The sequence below is a fragment of the Streptomyces sp. 130 genome (assembly GCF_007096885.1).
Classification (GTDB): Bacteria; Actinomycetota; Actinomycetes; order Streptomycetales; family Streptomycetaceae; genus Streptomyces.
The window spans coordinates 199,392-217,333 of record NZ_VJNO01000005.1; the positions used below are offsets into that span (position 1 = coordinate 199,392).

General features: G+C 71.0%; 12 protein-coding genes and 1 riboswitch. Of the genes, 4 read left to right on the top strand and 8 right to left on the bottom strand.

The features are described from left to right. Positions 1 to 16 precede the first annotated feature (16 nt). Positions 17 to 964 carry an LLM class flavin-dependent oxidoreductase gene (locus FKN01_RS07050; RefSeq protein ID WP_143617510.1) on the bottom strand — a complete coding sequence of 316 codons (948 nt, stop codon included), beginning with the start codon at positions 962 to 964 and terminating at the stop codon, positions 17 to 19. A gap of 109 nt (positions 965 to 1,073) precedes the next feature. Then, complete coding sequence (locus tag FKN01_RS07055; RefSeq protein WP_143617512.1) at positions 1,074 to 1,940, bottom strand: DUF72 domain-containing protein; 867 nt, start codon at positions 1,938 to 1,940, stop codon at positions 1,074 to 1,076. A 125-nt stretch (positions 1,941 to 2,065) separates the two neighbouring features. On the opposite strand from FKN01_RS07055, the gene FKN01_RS07060 reads away from it, so the two are divergent. Further along, entirely contained in the window at positions 2,066 to 2,950 is an 885-nt protein-coding gene (locus tag FKN01_RS07060) for a Cof-type HAD-IIB family hydrolase (protein ID WP_143617514.1), read from the top strand. Between the two features lie 63 nt (positions 2,951 to 3,013). Here FKN01_RS07060 and FKN01_RS07065 read toward each other — a convergent pair whose 3' ends face one another. The 5 genes from FKN01_RS07065 to hisC all read right to left on the bottom strand — a co-directional run bounded on the left by FKN01_RS07065 (position 3,014) and on the right by hisC (position 12,200). After that, complete coding sequence (locus tag FKN01_RS07065; RefSeq protein WP_143617516.1) at positions 3,014 to 4,690, bottom strand: GAF domain-containing sensor histidine kinase; 1,677 nt, start codon at positions 4,688 to 4,690, stop codon at positions 3,014 to 3,016. A gap of 88 nt (positions 4,691 to 4,778) precedes the next feature. Continuing rightward, positions 4,779 to 8,312, bottom strand: coding sequence for a thiol reductant ABC exporter subunit CydD (cydD, locus tag FKN01_RS07070; RefSeq protein WP_143617518.1), 3,534 nt, complete (start codon positions 8,310 to 8,312; stop codon positions 4,779 to 4,781). 45 nt (positions 8,313 to 8,357) lie between these two features. Next, a complete protein-coding gene (cydB, locus tag FKN01_RS07075; RefSeq protein WP_143617520.1) occupies positions 8,358 to 9,359 on the bottom strand; it encodes a cytochrome d ubiquinol oxidase subunit II in 1,002 nt (333 codons plus the stop codon). A gap of 16 nt (positions 9,360 to 9,375) precedes the next feature. After that, complete coding sequence (locus FKN01_RS07080; RefSeq protein ID WP_143617522.1) at positions 9,376 to 10,884, bottom strand: cytochrome ubiquinol oxidase subunit I; 1,509 nt, start codon at positions 10,882 to 10,884, stop codon at positions 9,376 to 9,378. Positions 10,885 to 11,120: 236 nt separating this feature from the next. Then, on the bottom strand, positions 11,121 to 12,200 hold the full coding sequence (gene hisC, locus FKN01_RS07085) for a histidinol-phosphate transaminase (protein ID WP_143617525.1): 1,080 nt from the start codon (positions 12,198 to 12,200) through the stop codon (positions 11,121 to 11,123). A 371-nt stretch (positions 12,201 to 12,571) separates the two neighbouring features. Between hisC and FKN01_RS07090 the strand changes: the two genes are divergently transcribed. The 3 genes from FKN01_RS07090 (at position 12,572) to FKN01_RS07100 (ending at position 15,910) form a co-directional block, all read left to right on the top strand. After that, complete coding sequence (locus FKN01_RS07090) at positions 12,572 to 13,684, top strand: LacI family DNA-binding transcriptional regulator (RefSeq protein ID WP_026171354.1); 1,113 nt, start codon at positions 12,572 to 12,574, stop codon at positions 13,682 to 13,684. 175 nt (positions 13,685 to 13,859) lie between these two features. Continuing rightward, complete coding sequence (locus tag FKN01_RS07095; protein WP_143617527.1) at positions 13,860 to 14,918, top strand: metallophosphoesterase; 1,059 nt, start codon at positions 13,860 to 13,862, stop codon at positions 14,916 to 14,918. Between the two features lie 182 nt (positions 14,919 to 15,100). Next, on the top strand, positions 15,101 to 15,910 hold the full coding sequence (locus tag FKN01_RS07100) for a hypothetical protein (RefSeq protein WP_143617529.1): 810 nt from the start codon (positions 15,101 to 15,103) through the stop codon (positions 15,908 to 15,910). 54 nt (positions 15,911 to 15,964) lie between these two features. Here the strand turns inward: FKN01_RS07100 and thiC are convergent, their stop codons facing one another. Then, a complete protein-coding gene (thiC, locus tag FKN01_RS07105) occupies positions 15,965 to 17,758 on the bottom strand; it encodes a phosphomethylpyrimidine synthase ThiC (protein WP_143617532.1) in 1,794 nt (597 codons plus the stop codon). Then, positions 17,751 to 17,884, bottom strand: a riboswitch (TPP riboswitch). Its footprint overlaps the gene before it by 8 nt. Positions 17,885 to 17,942 lie beyond the last annotated feature (58 nt).

Genomic DNA, 17,942 nt, shown 5'->3' on the forward strand with positions numbered 1-17,942 from the left:
CCGGCCCGCCCCGCCCTCACCCGGCCAGCTGCGCCGCGCCCCGCGTCGCGATCTCCTCGAACAGCTTCTCGTCCGGCACCGCCGCGTCGAACCCCGGCCCGTCGCCGGGCACCGGCGCGTGGACGACGATCTCCGTGAACCCCAGCTCCGCGTGCCTGCCCGCGAAGTCCACGAACGCGTCGACGGAATCGAAGGGACGGCCCCCGCCCGCGGCAACGACCGGGTTGAATTCCGGGGTGAATCCGGTGAGCAGGACCTTCTCCAGCTCGGCCACGTCCCTCCCGGCCTCCACGCACGCACGCCCCAGCCCGTCCACCTGCCGGCCGAGGGCCTCGACCGACTGGGCGCCGCTGCCCGCCTCGTACAGCTTCGGGTCCCCCGTGGTCACCCACGCCTGACCGTACCGCGCGGCCAGCGCCAGGCCGCGCGGGCCCGTGGCGGCGACGGCGAAGGGCAGGCGCGGCCGCTGCACACAGCCGGGCAGGTTCCGCGCCTCGGTTGCCGCGTAGAACTCCCCCTCGGCCGACGTGCCGGCCGGCTCGCGCAACAAGGCGTCCAGCAGGGTGACGAACTCCCCGAAGCGGTCGGCGCGCTGCCGCGGCGTCCACGGGACCTCGCCGCTGCGCAGCAGGGTCGTCGCGTCGAAGCCGTTGCCGCCCGCGCCGATGCCCAGGGTGATCCGGCCCGCCGAGATGTCGTCGAGGGAGATCAGCTCCTTGGCCAGGGTGACCGGGTGGCGGAAGTTCGGCGAGGTCACGAGGGTGCCCAAGCGCATCCTCCGTGTCACTGCCGCCGCCGCCGTCAGCGTGGGGATCGCCCCGAACCACGGCCCGTCCCGGAACGCCCGCCACGACAGGTGGTCGTAGGTGTAGGCCGCGTGGAAGCCGAGTCGCTCGGCGCCCTCCCACCTCTCCCGGCCTTCGGCCCAGCGGTGGATCGGCAGAATGACAGTGCTCAGACGCATGGGCCGATTTTACGAGCCCCTGACTGGGCACCGGCAGCGAAGGCCGCCCATTCGAACGGTTTCTCGACCCACTGCTGTCCGAGGGCGTCGGTCCCGGAACGGGCGAGCCCTACGAGAGGGCGAGGAGGTGCCGCATCGCCTGCGCGGCACGGACGGCGGCGTCGCCGCAGCAGTTGTTGAAGAGCACATGGACCTCGTCCGCCCGCTCGGCCATCTCGCGGACGCGCGGTACCCACTCGGCGAGCTCTTCGGTCGTGTACTCGTGGCGGAACCTCTCCTCCTTGGTTCCCGTCCCCCAGGCGCCGCTGCGGCCGTGCAGGCGCACGAGGGCGAACCGCGGGTGGGTGACCCGTACGACGGGAGGCACGGAGGCGGGCAGCGTCTGGATCATGTCCACGGCCACGGCGGCGGCGTCCAGTTCCGTCAGCAGCGCGGCCGTCGCGTCGGCGCGGTCCCCGCTCCACCAGCCCGGATGCCGGAACTCCACCGCCATCGGCCATCCCGCGGCGCGCGCACGGCACCGCCGCAGGAAATCCTCGGCCGGCCGCCCCGGCACGAGCCGGGCGGGGAACTGGAAGACCAGCGTGCCCAGCCGGCCGGCGGCCCGCAGCGGTTCGAGTGCGGCGCTGTACCGGTCCCACACCTCGTCCAGCAGGCCCTGATCGGCGACGGCCCGCCCGCGCGGGAAGGCCGGGCGCAGGTCGGCGGGAAGCGCCTCCGGACGGGTGGGGTGTCCGGTGAACAGGGAGAACGCCTTCACGTCGAACCTGAAGCCGTTTGGGGTGCGTTCCGCCCACAGCCGGCTGTTGCGGATGCTGGGCAGCCCGTAGTACGTGGAGTCCACCTCGGCCACAGGGAACCGTGCGGCGTAGTGCCGGAGCCGGCTCTCCGCGTCGCGGCTGCCCCGGGGGTACCAGCCGCTGGCGACCAGGGCCTTGTCCGTCCATGAGCAGGTGCCGATCCGGATCTCTCCCATCCCGCCCGTCTTCCCCGTACCTCTCTCATGATTCCGAGGCGACCCCGACATATGCCGGAGGAATGTTCAGAGGTCAGAGGTACCGTCTCTCAAATGTGCGACCCTCCGCACGCCCGTGCGTTTCCATGCGCGAGAATGTACGGGTGACCACCGTTATCGAGCAGTCCGCTCCTGTCGCTCCCCGGCTGATCGCCACGGATCTGGACGGCACTCTTCTGCGCGACGACAAGACCGTCTCGGACCGCACGGTCCGGGCGCTCGCCGCCGCCGAGGAGGCGGGGGTCGAGGTCTTTTTCGTCACCGGCCGCCCCGCCCGCTGGATGGACGTCGTCAGCGACCACGTCCACGGACACGGACTGGCGATCTGCGCCAACGGCGCGGCCGTCGCCGATCTGCATGCCGGTGGACGGCTGTTGAAGGTCCGCGGCCTGGAGCGCGAAACGGCCGTCGACGTCGTCCGCACGCTGCGCGCCGCCGCACCCGGCACGTCCTTCGCCGTCGAGCTGGCCACCGGCATCCACTACGAGCCCGCCTATCCGCCCTTCTATCTCGACCCCGGCGCCACCGTCGCGGTCGCGGAGACGCTGCTGCACGAGGAGGCCCCGGGCGACGGCGTGCCCGTGCTGAAGCTGCTCGCCCGGCACGGCGAGCTGGACCCGGACGAGTTCCTGGCGCTGGCCCGGGCGGCAGCCGGGGAGCGGGCCACCTTCACCCGGTCCAGTCCCACCGCGCTCATCGAGATCAGCGGTCCGGGTGTCTCCAAGGCCAGCACCCTGGAGCTGTGCTGCGCCGAGCGCGGTATCGCGGCCGCCGAGGTCGTCGCCTTCGGCGACATGCCCAACGACGTGGAGATGCTGAGCTGGGCCGGCAGCTCGTACGCCATGGGCAACGCCCACCCGGCCGCCCTGGCCGCCGCGTCCGGTCGCACGGTCACCAACAACGAGGACGGCGTGGCCGTGGTCATCGAGCGCATCCTGGCCGAACGAGCGGGGAGCCTCGCAAGACGCTGAGCCCGGCCGGGACCCGGGGCCGAGCCCGGCGCCCGGCCTGCCTCCGATGCCGCGCAGCAGTGCTCACAGCGGTGCCTGCCACACCACCGTCGTGCCCCCGCCGCCCTCCCCGATCCCCTGCTCGAACCAGCTGGCCCCGCCCAGCGACTCCGCCCGGCGGGCCAGGTTCCGCAGTCCGCTGCGGCGCCCGCCCTCCGGCATGCCCACCCCGTCGTCGGCGACCGCCAGCCGCACCGCGCCCCGCCCGTCGTCCAGCGTGACGGTCGCGTCCACGACCACCTCGATGCGGGCGGCGCCGGCGTGCCGGAAGGCATTGGACAGCGCTTCCCGCAGCGCCGCGATCAGGTTCTTGGCCGTCAGCTCGCCGACCAGGGAGTCGACCGCCCCGAGGAAGCGGTGGGACGGCTTGAACCCCAGGGGCACGGCGGCCATGTTGATCTCGCGCAGGACCCGGGTGCGCAGCCCGGACGGCGCCTCCGCCGGTTCCTGCTGGAGCGCGAAGATCGCGGTCCGGATCTCCTGGATGGTCACGTCCAGCTCGTCCACCGCCCGGCCGACGCCGGTCTGCACCTCCGGCACGTCCGACCGACGCTGCGCGCTCTCCAGCATCATCCCGGTCGCGAACAGCCGCTGGATGACCAGATCGTGCAGGTCGCGGGCGATCCGGTCGCGGTCCTCGTAGACCGCGAGGCGTTCCCGGTCGCGCTGCGCCTCGGCCATCATCAGGGCCAGCGCGGCCTGCGCGGCGAACTGGGTGGCCAGCGTCCGCTCCGTCTCCGTGAAGGGCCGCTCGCCCCTGGCCCGGGGCATGGCCAGAGCGCCCAGCACCCGGCCCCCGCTGTGCAGGGGCAGCAGCATGGTCGGGCCGAACGGATCCGCCAGCCTGGTGATCAGGCGGGTGTCGGTGGCCGAGTCGTCCACGAAGACCGCCTCACCGCTCAGCAGCATGCCCACCACGGGGCTCTGGGCCGGAATGATCACCCCGAGCGAATCGGCCGGGTCGTCCGCCGAGACGGCGACGATCTCCAGGCCGCCCCCCTCGGCCGGCAGCAGCACGATGCCGGCGGCGGCACCCGCGAGACGGCGGGCCTGCTCCGCGACGACCGTGAGCGCGTCGTCCGCGTCGCTGCCGGAGAGCAGGGCGGTCGTCACGGCGACCGAGCCGTCGATCCACCGCTCGCGCTGCCGGGCCGCCTCGTACAGTCGCGCGTTGCCGATGGCGATCCCGGCCTCCGTCGCCAGTACGCGCACCAGGTGCAGGTCGTAGTCGCTGAACTCGCCGCCACCGTCCTTCTCGGCGAGATAGAGGTTGCCGAAGATCTCGCCCTGGACCCTGATCGGAACGCCGAGAAACGTGCGCATCAACGGATGACCGGGCGGAAACCCGGCGAACCTCGGATCGGTGGTCAGGTCCGCGAGACGCAGCGGCCGGGGGTCGTGGATGAGGGCGCCGAGCAGCCCCCGGTGCCCGTCGGGCCGCCGGCCGATCTCGTGCGCCACCGGATCGGGAACCCCATGGGTGACGAAGTCGGAGAGCCCTTCGCCCTCCTCGTTCACGACTCCGATCGCGGCATAGCGGGCATGGGCCAGCTCCGCCGCCGTCTCGCAGATCCGGTCGAGCGTGGAATGCAGTTCGAGGCCGGTCCCCACGGAGCGCATGGCTTCCAGCAGGCGCGGCACCTGGGCGGTGAGCTCGGCGGACAGGCCCTGCAGGCTCCTGGCCGGATCCTCCTCAGACATACTGCGAGCCTAATTAGTCACATTTGCACTGAAAAGTCGGAATGGCTCACGCTCCGCCCCGGACGGGGGCCCGGCGGCCGTGCGCAGCCTACGAGCGCGCCCCCACAGCCGCTTCCAGCTGCCCGTCGCCCTCCCGTTCCCGCGCCAGCATCCGGCGCAGCGGCCCGTCGACCGAAGCCAGTACGTCGTACGGGCCCCGCTGCGTGATCGAGCCCGCCTCCAGGACCACCACCTCGTCCACGGCGTCGAGTCCGGCGAGCCGGTGCGTGATCAGTACCGTCGTACGCCCCCGGGTCGCCGCCAGCAGGTCCGTGGTCAGGGCGTCCGCGGTGGGCAGGTCCAGGTGCTCGGCGGGCTCGTCCAGCACGAGGACGGGGAAGTCCGCGAGCAGGGCCCGGGCCAGGGCGAGCCGCTGGCGCTGGCCCCCGGAGAGGCGGGCGCCGTGCTCCCCGACGAGGGTGTCCAGCCCGTCCGGCAGCGCCTCCGCCCAGTCGAGCAGGCGGGCCCGCGCCAGGGCGTCGCGCAGTTCACGCTCGGTCGCGGCGGGGCGGGCGAGCCGCAGGTTCTCCCGGAGCGAGCTGTCGAAGAGGTGGGCGTCCTGGGCGCACAGCCCGACGAACCTCCGCACGGTGTCCCCGTCCAGCGCCGAGGCGTCCACCCCGCCGATCCGGTAGGTGCCCGCCCGGGCGTCCAGGAAGCGCAGGAGGACCTGGGCCAGCGTGGTCTTGCCGGACCCGGAGGGCCCCACGACGGCGATCCGGCGGCCCGCCTCCAGCGTGAGGTCGACGGCGGTGAGCGCGTCGTGGGCCGTGTCCGGGTACCGGGCCGAAAGCCCGCGCATCTCCAGCGGGAACGGGCTCGGCGGTGTCGCGGCCGGCGCTTCGGGCTCCCGTACGGGAACGGGGGCGTCCAGCACCTCGTACACGCGCTCCGCGCTCCGCCCGACCCGCTGCCGGTACTGCGCGGCGAGCGGCAGACCGGTCACGGCTTCGAAGGCGGCCAGTGGGGTGAGGACGACGACGGCGAGTTCCACGCCGGCGAGCCGCCCGTCGGCCACGGCCGGAAGGGCGACCAGAGCCGCGGCCACCACGGTGAGGCCGGTGATCAGGGCGGTCAGGCCGCCCCCGAGCGCGGACGCGGTCGCGGCACGCGAGGCGATCCGGGTGAGGACGGCGTCGGCCGCACGGGTGCGGGCCGCCTGCCCCGGCAGCGCGCCCGCCACGGTCAGCTCCGCCGTTCCGCCCAGCAGGTCGGTGATCCGGGTCGCCAGATCGGCGCGGGCGGGGGCCAGCCGCCGTTCCGCGCGCCGGGCGCAGGCACCGCTGACCAGCGGGACCCCGACGCCCGCCAACAGCAGCCCCACGGCCAGGACCAGGCCCGCCTGGGGGAGCAGCCAGCCGGTGAAGCCGACGGTCGCGGCGCCCACGAGGACGGCGGTGCCGACGGGCAGCAGCCACCGCAGCCAGTAGTCCTGGAGCGCGTCCACATCCGCGACCAGCCGCGAGAGCAGATCCCCGCGCCGGGCGCCGCGCAGGCCGCCCGGCGCGATGCGCTCCAGGCTGCGGTACACGGCGACGCGCAGTTCGGCGAGCATGCGCAGGACCGCGTCGTGGGAGACGAGGCGCTCCGCGTAACGGAAGACCGCCCGGCCGATGCCGAAGGCACGGGTGGCCGTCACCGCGACCATCAGATAGAGGACGGGCGGCTGCTCGGAGGCCCGGGAGATCAGCCAGCCGGAGACCGCCATGAGCCCGACGGCGGACCCCAGGGCGAGGCTCCCCAGCAGCAGGGCGAGCCCGAACCGGACTCGTTGGGCGCCTGCGGCGTCCCTGACCCGGGTCAGCACGTGCCTGCGCGCCGGCGCGGTCTCCTCGGGCGCCTGGGCCGGGGACGCCGGCTCGGTCGGCAGGAGGTCGCCGGGCGTGTTCACGGGCCTGGGCACGCTCGCGGAACCGGGCAGCGCGCCGGCGGCTTCCCCGGCACGGGCGGCCGGCGCCGTCAGCGTCACCACCCGGTCCGCGACCGACAGCAGCGCCGGCCGGTGCACCACCAGCAGCACGGTGCGGCCCTCGGCCAGCCTCCGTACGGCGTCGACGATGCCCGCCTCCGTCTCACCGTCCAGGCTCGCGGTCGGCTCGTCGAGCAGCAGCACCGGCCGGTCGGCGAGGAAGGCCCGGGCGAGCGCGATCCGCTGCCGCTGTCCCGCGGAGAGACCGGCGCCGTCCTCGCCCAGCACCGTGCGGTCCCCGTCCGGCAGCCCACGTACGAAGTCGTACGCCCCCGCGTCGCGCAGCGCCGCCGTCACCGCGCTGTCGTCTGCGGCGGGCCGGGCCAGTCTGACGTTCTCCGCGATGGTGCCCGCGAAGAGGTGGGGCCGCTGAGGCACCCAGGCGATGCGCTCCCGCCAGCGTTCGAGGGAGAGATCGGCCAGATCGGTGCCACCGACCCGCACCCGGCCCTCGTCGGGCCCGGTGAAGCCCAGCACCACGTTCAGCAGGGTGGACTTTCCGGCACCGCTCGGGCCGACCAGGGCGACCGTCTCCCCTTCCTCGACGGTGAGCCAGGTGGCGGCGAGCGAGGGCGCGGACCGCCCCTCGTGCCGTACTGCCACCCCCGCCAGTTCCAGTCGCAGCGAATCGGGGACCTCCCCCGTGCCGCTTGTGCGGGGCTCCGTCTCCAGGACCGCGAAGACCTCCTCGGCCGCCGAAAGGCCCTCGGCTGCAGCGTGGAACTGCGCCCCCACCTGCCGGATGGGCAGGTAGGCCTCGGGCGCGAGGATCAGGACCAGCAGACCGGTGTAGAGGTCGAGTTCACCGTGCACGAGCCGCATGCCGATGGTGACCGCGACGAGGGCCACCGAGAGGGTGGCGAGGAGTTCGAGGGCGAAGGACGACAGGAAGGCGATGCGCAGGGTGCGCAGGGTCGCCTGGCGGTACTGCGAGGTGATCGTGCGGATGGACTCGGCCTGGGCCTTCGCCCGGCCGAACACCTTGAGCGTCGGCAGTCCGGCCACCACGTCGAGGAAGTGCCCGGAGAGCCGGGAGAGCAGCCGCCACTGACGGTCCATGCGTGACTGGGTCGCCCAGCCGATCAAGATCATGAAGAGCGGGATGAGCGGCAGCGTGACCACGATGATCGCGGCCGACACCCAGTCCTCGGTGACGACCCTGGCCAGCACGGCCGCAGGCACGACCACCGCGAGCCCCAACTGGGGCAGATAGCGCGCGAAGTAGTCGTCCAGCGCGTCGATCCCCCGGGTGGCCAGCGTCACCAACGAACCGGTGCGTTGCCCGCTCAGCCAGTCCGGCCCCAGCTCCGCGGCCCGGTCGAGCAGCCGCCGGCGCAGTTCGGACTTGACGGCCGCTCCGGCCCGGTGAGCGGCGAGCTCGGTCAGCCAGGCGACGAGGGCACGCCCGAGCGCGACCGCCGCGAGCAGCAGGAGCGAGGTGCGCAGCCCGCTCACTGCGAGCCCGTCCTCGAAGCCGCCCACCACGATTTCGGCGATGAGCATGGCCTGGGCGATGACCAGCGCCGCCCCGGCCAGGCCGAGCACCACCACGGCCACCATGAACAGGCGAGTGGCGCGGGCGTGGCGGAGCAGGCGCGGGTCGATCGGTTTCACGTGAAACATCCCTTGCGGCTCGGCTCGGTCGGGGCACTCACTGCGTCAGTGCGCTTCGGCGATGTGCTGGGTGCCGATCCGCTTGCGGAACACCCAGTACGTCCACCCCTGGTAGAGGAGTACGACCGGAGTGGCGATCCCGGCGCACCAGGTCATGATCTTCAGCGTGTACGGGCTGGACGAGGCATTGGTCACCGTGAGGCTCCAGGCCTCGTTCAGCGACGACGGCATGACGTTCGGGAAAAGCGTCAGGAACAACATGGCGACCGCCGACGCGATGGCCACACCGGAGAGCGCGAAGGACCACCCCTCACGGCCGGCCGCGACCATCACGATCGCACCGACCAGCGCCGCCGCGGCGATGAACATCGCGATCAGGCTCCGGCCGTCACCGTTCTCGAGCTGGGTCCAGACCAGGAAGGCGAGCGCGACCACGGCCGTGACGGCGCCCAGCTTCAGCGCCAGCCCGCGTGCCCGGGCCCGGATGTCACCGGCCGTCTTCAGCCCGGCGAACACCGCGCCGTGGAAGGTGAAGAGGGCGAGGGTGACCAGGCCGCCGAGGAGCGCGTAGGGGTTCAGCAGATCCAGGACGCTGCCGGTGTACTCCATGTGCGCGTCGATCTTGACGCCTCGCACGATGTTGCCGAAGGCCACGCCCCACAGCACGGCGGGGATCAACGAGGCCCAGAAGATCGCGTGCTCCCAGTTGGTCTGCCACTTCTCCTCGGGCCGCTTCGCCCGGTACTCGAAGGCGACGCCGCGCACGATCAGGCAGAGCAGGATGAGCAGCAGCGGCAGGTAGAAGCCGGAGAACAGCGTGGCGTACCACTCGGGGAACGCGGCGAAGGTCGCTCCGCCGGCACTGAGCAGCCAGACCTCGTTGCCGTCCCAGACCGGGCCGATGGTGTTGATCAGCACCCGCCGTTCCTTGCGGTCCCGGGCCAGCAGCTTGGTGAGGACGCCGATACCGAAGTCGAAGCCCTCCAGGAAGAAGTAGCCGGTCCACAGGACGGCGATGAGCACGAACCAGACGTCGTGGAGTTCCATTTCTCGGCTCCCGCTCTCAGTAGGAGAAGGCCATGGGCCGGTCGGCGTCTTCGTGGTCGCCACCGATCCGGGTGGGCGGGTTGAGGTCGTCGGCCGTGAGCTCCGGCGGTCCCGCCTTGATGTACTTCAGGAGCAGCCGGACCTCGATGACGGCGAGCACCGCGTACAGCAGGCTGAAGACGATCAGCGAGGTCAGCACCTCGCCCTGGGAGACACCGGGGGAGACCGCGTCACGGGTTTGGAGCACGCCGTAGACCACCCAGGGCTGCCGGCCCATCTCTGTGAAGATCCAGCCCCAGGAGTTGGCGATCAGCGGGAAGAGCAGGGTCCACAGGGCGACGATCCAGTAGCACCGGGCGAGGCGCGGGCTCAGGGCCTTGGTCTTGAACAGGACCAGGTTCGGCACCTCGTCCTCACCCGTGCGCATCGCCTCGGGCAGCATGAACTTCTTCCGGGTGAGCCACAGGCCGAGGATGCCGAGGCTGAACGAAGCCATCCCGAAGCCGATCATCCACCGGAAGCTCCAGAAGGCCACGGGGATGTTCGGCCGGTAGTCACCTGGGCCGAATCGCTCCTGCTCCGCCTTGTTGATGTCGTTGATGCCGGGCACGTACGAGTGGAAGTCGTCGTCGGCGAGGAAGGACAGCACCCCGGGTACGGAGATCTCGACGGAGTTGTGGCCCTTGCTGACATCCCCGTAGGCGAAGATCGAGAAGGGCGCCGCGTTCTGCCCGTCCCACAGCGCCTCGGCCGCCGCCATCTTCATCGGCTGCTGATTGAACATCACCTTGCCGAGCTGGTCACCGCTGACGGCGGTGAGGAGTCCGGCGATCACCACGGTGATCAGGCCCAGCCGCAGTGAGGTGCGCATCACCGGAATGTGCTTCTTGCGTGCCAGGTGGAAGGCCGCGATACCGACCATGAACGCGCCACCGACCAGGAAGGCGGCCGTGATGGTGTGGAAGAACTGGGTCAGCGCGGTGTTCTGCGTGAGCACCTGCCAGAAGTCGGTGAGCTCGGCGCGTCCGCGCTCCTTGTTGATGCGGTAGCCGACCGGGTGCTGCATCCAGGAGTTGGCCGCCAGGATGAAGTAGGCGGAGAGAATGGTGCCGAGGGACACCATCCATATGCAGGCGAGGTGGATCCTCTTCGGAAGCTTGTCCCAGCCGAAGATCCACAGGCCGATGAAGGTGGACTCGAAGAAGAACGCGATCAGGGCTTCGAACGCGAGCGGCGCCCCGAAGATGTCGCCGACGAACCGCGAGTAGTCGGACCAGTTCATCCCGAACTGGAACTCCTGGACGATGCCGGTGACGACACCCATGGCGATGTTGATCAGGAAGAGCTTTCCCCAGAACTTGGTGGCCCTGAGGTACTTCTCCTTGTTCGTCCGCACCCAGGCGGTCTGCAGGCCGGCGGTGAGCGCCGCGAGAGAGATCGTCAGAGGAACGAAGAGGAAGTGGTAGACGGTCGTCGTACCGAACTGCCATCGCGCCAGGGTCTCCGGCGCCAGAGCTAGCTCCACGTCGTCTTCTCCTTACGTCACCGCCGCAGCAGCGGCGATTTGTCCGTGAAATCCAACGGATCACGGGAGGAAGCGGGACACGCTTGTGAACGCGTTCACATTCACAAGCAATTATGGCGCACACGCTTTCGGGATCTTCGCCGGGGGTCCCCTGTCCCCCTCGACGCCGCGACGGGCATACGAAAAGGGCCCCGCGCCTCTGACGAGGTGCGGGGCCCAGCTGCCGGCTGCGCCGGCTACAGCTCCTGGCGGAACGCCTCCGTCACCTTCAGGAACAGGTCGTTCGCCTCGCTCTCACCGATCGTCACGCGCACGCCCTCGCCCGCGAACGGCCGGACCACCACGCCGGCCTTCTCACAGGCCGCCGCGAAGTCCAGGGTGCGGTCGCCCAGCCGCAGCCAGACGAAGTTCGCCTGGGACTCGGGCACCGTCCAGCCCTGACGCGCCAGGGCCTCGGAGACCCGGTCGCGCTCACACACCAGCGAGCCGACCCGGCCGAGCAGCTCGTCCTCGGCGCGCAGCGAGGCCACCGCCGCGTCCTGGGCGAGCTGGCTGACGCCGAACGGCACCGCCGTCTTGCGCAGCGCTGCCGCCACCGGCTCATGGGCCACCGCGAAGCCGACCCGCAGCCCCGCGAGCCCGTACGCCTTGGAGAACGTCCGCAGTACCGCCACGTTGGGGCGGTCCCGGTAGATCTCGATACCGTCGGGGACCTCGGTGTCCCGGATGAACTCCTTGTACGCCTCGTCCAGCACCACGAGCACATCGCCCGGCACCCGGTCGAGGAATCGTTCCAGCTCGGCCCTGCGCACGACGGTGCCCGTCGGGTTGTTCGGGTTGCAGACGAAGATCAGCCGCGTCCGGTCGGTGATCGCGTCCGCCATCGCGTCCAGGTCGTGCACATCACCGTCGGTCAGCGGCACCTTGACCGAGGTCGCGCCACTGACCTGCGTGATGATCGGGTACGCCTCGAAGGAGCGCCAGGCGTAGATCACCTCGTCGCCCGGCCCCGAGGTGGCTTGCAGCAGCTGCTGGGCCACGCCGACCGAACCGGTGCCGGTGGCCAGGTGCGACACGGGCACACCGAAACGGTCGGACAGCTCGTTCATCAGACCGGTGCAGGCCATGTCGGGGTAGCGGTTGAAGTGCTCAGCGGCTGCGAGCGCGCTCTCCATCACTCCCGGCAGCGGCGGATACGGGTTTTCGTTGGAGGACAGCTTGAAAGCGGCCGGTCCGTCCGACGACGCCGGTTTGCCAGGAACGTAGGCGGGAACGCCGTCCAACTCGGCGCGCAGCTTGGGGCTCGTCTCGCTCACCGCAGGTCCTCCTCGACCATCCGTACACATCAATACTGCTCACCTTAAGAGGATTGGACGCCGCTGCGAACGGGTGGACAGCGGATTCGTCCGGTGAGCCCCGGAATGAGGGGGAGCGTGACCGTCGGTGGCGCGCGCTGGTGGCTCGCTCCGTGGCGCGCGTCCCCCGAAAAGGTGAGTTGAGACCTCCTCGATACCTCGCCCACTCGGCAGGTCCATCCGGCCGGATGCCTCACACATGACGGTAGACCCCGCCAACAGGCTTGCTTCACAAGGCTATTGGCACCCGATGACCTTGCAGAAACGTGCCTGTCAACGCGTGCATATGCGACCGGGCCAATTTGCCGCCCGACCCCTACTATCGGCTCGCCATGACAGCAGCAGGGAAGCACCAGGTGAGCCGGACGGAGACCCCCCGGCGCGGCGGCAGGCAGGGACGTGCCGGAATCCGGGATGTGGCCGCCGCCGCCGGCGTCTCCATCACGACCGTCTCCGACGCGCTCAACGGCAAGGGCAGGCTCCCGGACGCCACCCGCCGCCATGTCCGCGAGGTCGCAGAGCGCCTGGGCTATCGCCCTTCCGCGGCGGCCCGCACGCTCCGTACCGGCAAGTCCGGCCTCATCGGCCTGACCGTGACGACGTACGGGGATGAACCTTTCACCTTCACCGAGTTCGCGTACTTCGCGGAAATGGCGAGGGCGGCCACCTCGGCGGCTCTCGCCCGCGGCTACGCCCTGGTCATCCTGCCGGCCACTTCGCGCCACGACGTCTGGTCCAACGTGGCGCTCGACGGCACCGTCGTCATCGATCCCTCCGATCAGGACCCGGTCGTCTCCGAGCTGGTCCGCCAGGGGCTGCCCGTCGTCTCCGACGGCCGCCCCGCCGGGTCGCTGCCCGTCACCGCCTGGGTGGACAACGACCACCGGGCCGCCGTGCTCGACCTCCTCGATCACCTCGCCGCCGCCGGGGCCCGCCGTATCGGGCTGCTCACCGGCACCACCACCGACACGTACACCCGGCTCTCCACCACCGCCTATCTGCACTGGTGCGAGCGCGTCGGGCAGGATCCGGTCTACGAGTCCTATCCGGCCCACGACCCGTGCGCCGGGGCGGTGGCCGCCGACCGGCTGCTGGCCCGTCCGGACCGTCCCGACGCCGTCTACGGGCTCTTCGACCCCAATGGCACGGACCTGCTCGCGGCCGCGCGCCGCTACGGCCTGCGCGTCCCCGAGGACCTGCTCCTCGTCTGCTGCAGCGAATCCACGGTGTACGCGACGACCGAGCCGCCCATCACGACGCTCTCCCTGAAACCGCGGAGGATCGGCACGGCCGTCGTCCAGCTGCTCATCGACGCCATCGAAGGCGTCGACCAGGACGGTCCGGTGGAACGCGTGGTGCCGACGGAGCTCATCGTCCGAACGTCCTCGCAACGCCGCCCGCCGCGCACCACGGTCAGTGCGCCGCGTTCCCCGGCAGGGGACTGATCATCACAATCAGGACTAATCGGCCGACGAACCTGGCATGCGGAAGGATTCACCACCCCTGGTGCGTCCCAGAGCACGATCTGCATTCCTATGATGGGCGCACGACACCGCGGACCAACCCGACCAGCAGGGCCCGTCAGGTGTACGGCGGCGCGACGGTGGTGTGGAGGGGTCGATGACACAGGGGGCCGGTCAGGAACCCGTGGTGCGGACGGCGACGTTGCGTGACTTCCGCGTACCGCCCTATGCGCAGTCCCCGGCGCCCCCCGCGTCGCCGCACCCGGGGAACGCCTTCCCCGACGGCGAGACGCCCGAGGGGTACACGCCGACGGCGCGCGATCTTCCCGTCATCGGCGTCGACCAATCCGCCCGGGTGCAGCCCGTGCCCGAACCGCGCCCCGCCGCCGCCCCGGGCCTCGGTCCGCTCTACGTGGTCGGTGACGTCCACGGCTACCTGGACGAGCTGCTCGCCGCCCTCGCCGAGCAGGGCCTGATCGACTCCGAAGGCCGCTGGGCCGCCGGCAACGCCCGCCTCTGGTTCCTCGGAGACTTCACCGACCGGGGCCCCGACGGCATCGGCGTCATCGACCTCGTCATGCGGCTCTCCGCCGAGGCGGCAGCCGCCGGCGGCTACTGCAAGGCCCTGATGGGCAACCACGAGCTGCTGCTCATCGGTGCCAAGCGGTTCGGCGACACCCCGGTGAACTCCGGCGCGGGGACGGCCACCTTCCAGGCCGCATGGCTGCTCAACGGCGGCCAGAAGGCAGACATGGAGCGCCTTCAGGACGTCCACCTCCAGTGGATGTCCCGGCTCGACGCCGTCGTCGAGGAGGACGGGCACCTCCTGATGCACTCGGACACGACGGCGTACCTCGACTACGGCTCCACCATCGAGGACGTCAACGACACGGTGCACGCCATCCTCACCCGTAACGACGCCGACGAGTGCTGGGACCTGTTCCGCAAGCTCACCAAGCGGTTCGCCTTCCGCGACGACTCGGGGCCGCAGGCCGTCCAGGAGCTGATGGCGGCCTACGGCGGCCGGCGCGTCGTCCATGGCCACAGCCCGATCCCGTATCTGACCGGTGAGGTCGGCTCCGAGGACGGCGAGGACGGCGCCGGGCCTCAGGTCGACGGCCCGCATGTGTACGCGGACGGGCTCGCCATCGCCATGGACGGTGGGGTGACCATGGCCGGAAAGCTACTGGTCGTCCGTCTTCCCCTGCATGACTGACGCCGTGCGGGGAAGATCCGTTCCGGGCTGATCACACGGAGTACGGGGGCTATTTCCGGAAACCCTCTGTCACCCCCTGCCGTGCGCGCTCTACCATCGGCGTATCAGTAGCAGGCTCTCCTCCGTCTCCGCCCGAACTGCCCGGACCCAGCGGGCACACAGGCCCGACGGAGCATCGGGGGATGCAGATGAACAGCGCTCCGCACCTGCTGACCGAGGACCGGCCCGAGTACGAACGGCTCCTCGACGACGCACTGCGTCACGCACATGAACGACCGGAACTGGCCGCCGTGGGCCAACGCCTCAGCGCCGCCCAGCTGCGCACCATGGCGCTGGCGGCCGTCGCCCTGATCACGGCCACTGCCGCAGCCGAGTACGAGCAGTACGTGAAGGCCCGTGACCAAGCACGCGCCCCCACACGGGACACGGATTCCGGCACGGCGCCGGACGGCCCCGGCCAGTCGGGCGCCGGCATAGGAGCGGTCGTCACCGTCCTGACACCGATGCTGGCGGGCACGGCGGCGGCCATATTCCTGCTGGTCGGCTACCTCTTGAAGATGCTGGAACCACCACCGGCGTTCGCCGGCCCCATGGTGGACGCGGGCTGGTTCTTCGCCGCCGTCACGGCCGCCGCCATCCTCGTCGCCGCCATCGGCCTGCTCATCGCGGCCCTGCGCAACGGTTCGACGGCCCTGTCGGCCCGGGAAGCCCACGAACAACTGCCCGACGAGGTGGCCCTCGCCAAGGACGCCTGGCGACAGGCGCTGCTGGAGCGGGGCATCGTGCCCTTCCTGCGCGACGCCCTCGCCCAGCCCGCCGGCCCCGCGATCCCCGCCCAGCACCGCCCGACGGGCCGGCTCCCCAAGGTCGGCTACAGCAGGCCCGACTTCGCCGGTCCGCACGAGGGCCCGGCGGCAGCCCCCCGCCCCACGTACAGCAGCCCGGACTTCACCAGTCCGGACTTCGGCGGACCCGAGCACGAACCGGACTGACCACCACGGCCCCGGCGGAAGGCGCCGGGGCCGTGCGCGGTCGGCCGTGCCAGGTCAGTCGGCCAGCGGCAGATAGACCCGGTTCCCGCCCGCCGCGAATTCACGCGACTTGCTGAGCATCCCCTCGGCGATCTCCTCGGCCGTCGCCTCCGCGCCGTCCGCGCCGCCGAACTGCTCGGTGATGCTGTGACTGATCTTCATCGAACAGAATTTCGGCCCGCACATCGAGCAGAAGTGTGCCGTCTTCGCGGGCTCGGCGGGCAGGGTCGCGTCGTGGAACTCCCGTGCCGTGTCCGGGTCCAGCGCCAGGTTGAACTGGTCCTCCCAGCGGAACTCGAACCGGGCGTCCGACAGCGCGTCGTCCCACTCCTGCGCCCCCGGATGCCCCTTGGCCAGATCCGCGGCATGTGCCGCGATCTTGTACGTGATGACCCCGGTCTTCACATCGTCCCGGTTCGGCAGCCCCAGGTGCTCCTTGGGCGTCACGTAACAGAGCATCGCCGTGCCCCACCAGGCGATCATCGCGGCGCCGATGCCCGAGGTGATGTGGTCGTACGCCGGTGCGATGTCGGTGGTCAGCGGGCCGAGCGTGTAGAACGGCGCCTCCTCGCAGATCTCCTGCTGGAGGTCGATGTTCTCCTTGATCTTGTGCATCGGCACATGCCCCGGACCCTCGATCATGGTCTGCACACCGAACCGCTTGGCGACCGCGTTCAGTTCGCCGAGCGTGCGCAGTTCGGCGAACTGCGCCTCGTCGTTGGCGTCCGCGATCGACCCGGGGCGCAGCCCGTCGCCCAGTGAGTACGTCACGTCGTACGCGGCGAGGATCTCGCAGAGCTCCTCGAAGTGCTCGTACAGGAACGACTCCTTGTGGTGAGCCAGGCACCACGCCGCCATGATCGAGCCGCCCCGGGAGACGATGCCGGTCTTGCGCCGGGCGGTCAGCGGCACATACGGCAGGCGTACGCCGGCGTGCACCGTCATGTAGTCCACGCCCTGCTCGGCCTGCTCGATGACGGTGCCCTTGTAGATCTCCCAGGTCAGTTCCTCGGCCCGCCCGTCGACCTTCTCAAGGGCCTGGTAGAGAGGGACGGTTCCGATCGGTACGGGTGAATTGCGAAGAACCCACTCACGGGTGGTGTGGATGTTGCGGCCGGTGGAAAGGTCCATGACCGTGTCCGCGCCCCACCGGGTCGCCCACGTCATCTTGTCCACCTCCTCCTCGATGGAGGACGTCACCGCGGAGTTGCCGATGTTGGCATTGACCTTCACCAGGAACCGCTTTCCGATGATCATCGGCTCGGTCTCCGGGTGGTTGACGTTGGCGGGCAGCACAGCGCGGCCGGCCGCGATCTCCTCGCGCACCACCTCCGCCGCCACGTTCTCGCGGACCGCGACGTACTCCATCTCCGGGGTGATCTCACCCCTGCGGGCGTACGCGAGCTGGGTGACGGGCCGGCCGTCCCGGCTCCGTCGCGGGCGGCGCGGCCGGCCGGGGAAGACCGCGTCCAGATTGCGCAGCCCGCCTCGCGGCGAGGTGTGCTTGAGCCCGTCGTCCTCGGGGCGGACGGGGCGGCCCGCGTACTCCTCGGTGTCGCTGCGGGCGACGATCCAGTTCTCCCGGAGCGGTGCGAGACCGCGCCGGACGTCGGTCTCGGCCGCGGGGTCGGTGTACGGCCCGGACGTGTCGTACAGCGTCACGTCCTCGCCGTTGGTCAGGTGCACCTGGCGGACCGGCACCCGGATGTCGGGGCGCGGCCCCTGGACGTATCCCTTGTGCCAGCCGATGGACTTCCCGGCCTCACCGCTCTGATTGGAGGCAGGCGTGCGTGTGTCCGATGTGGTCATGAGACCTACTCCCTACGCCGGCATTACCCGGTAACAGGTTCGGCGGTCGGCGCAGCGTCTCCCGTACGGTCGTACGGCGGTCAGCGCCCTCTCAGCCCGGTGCTCCGAGCTCCCGCGTGTGCAAAGGTGCCACCACGCTAGCCCCCGGACGGGCATGCTGAACAGAGGGCCCCTGCCTTCTTGC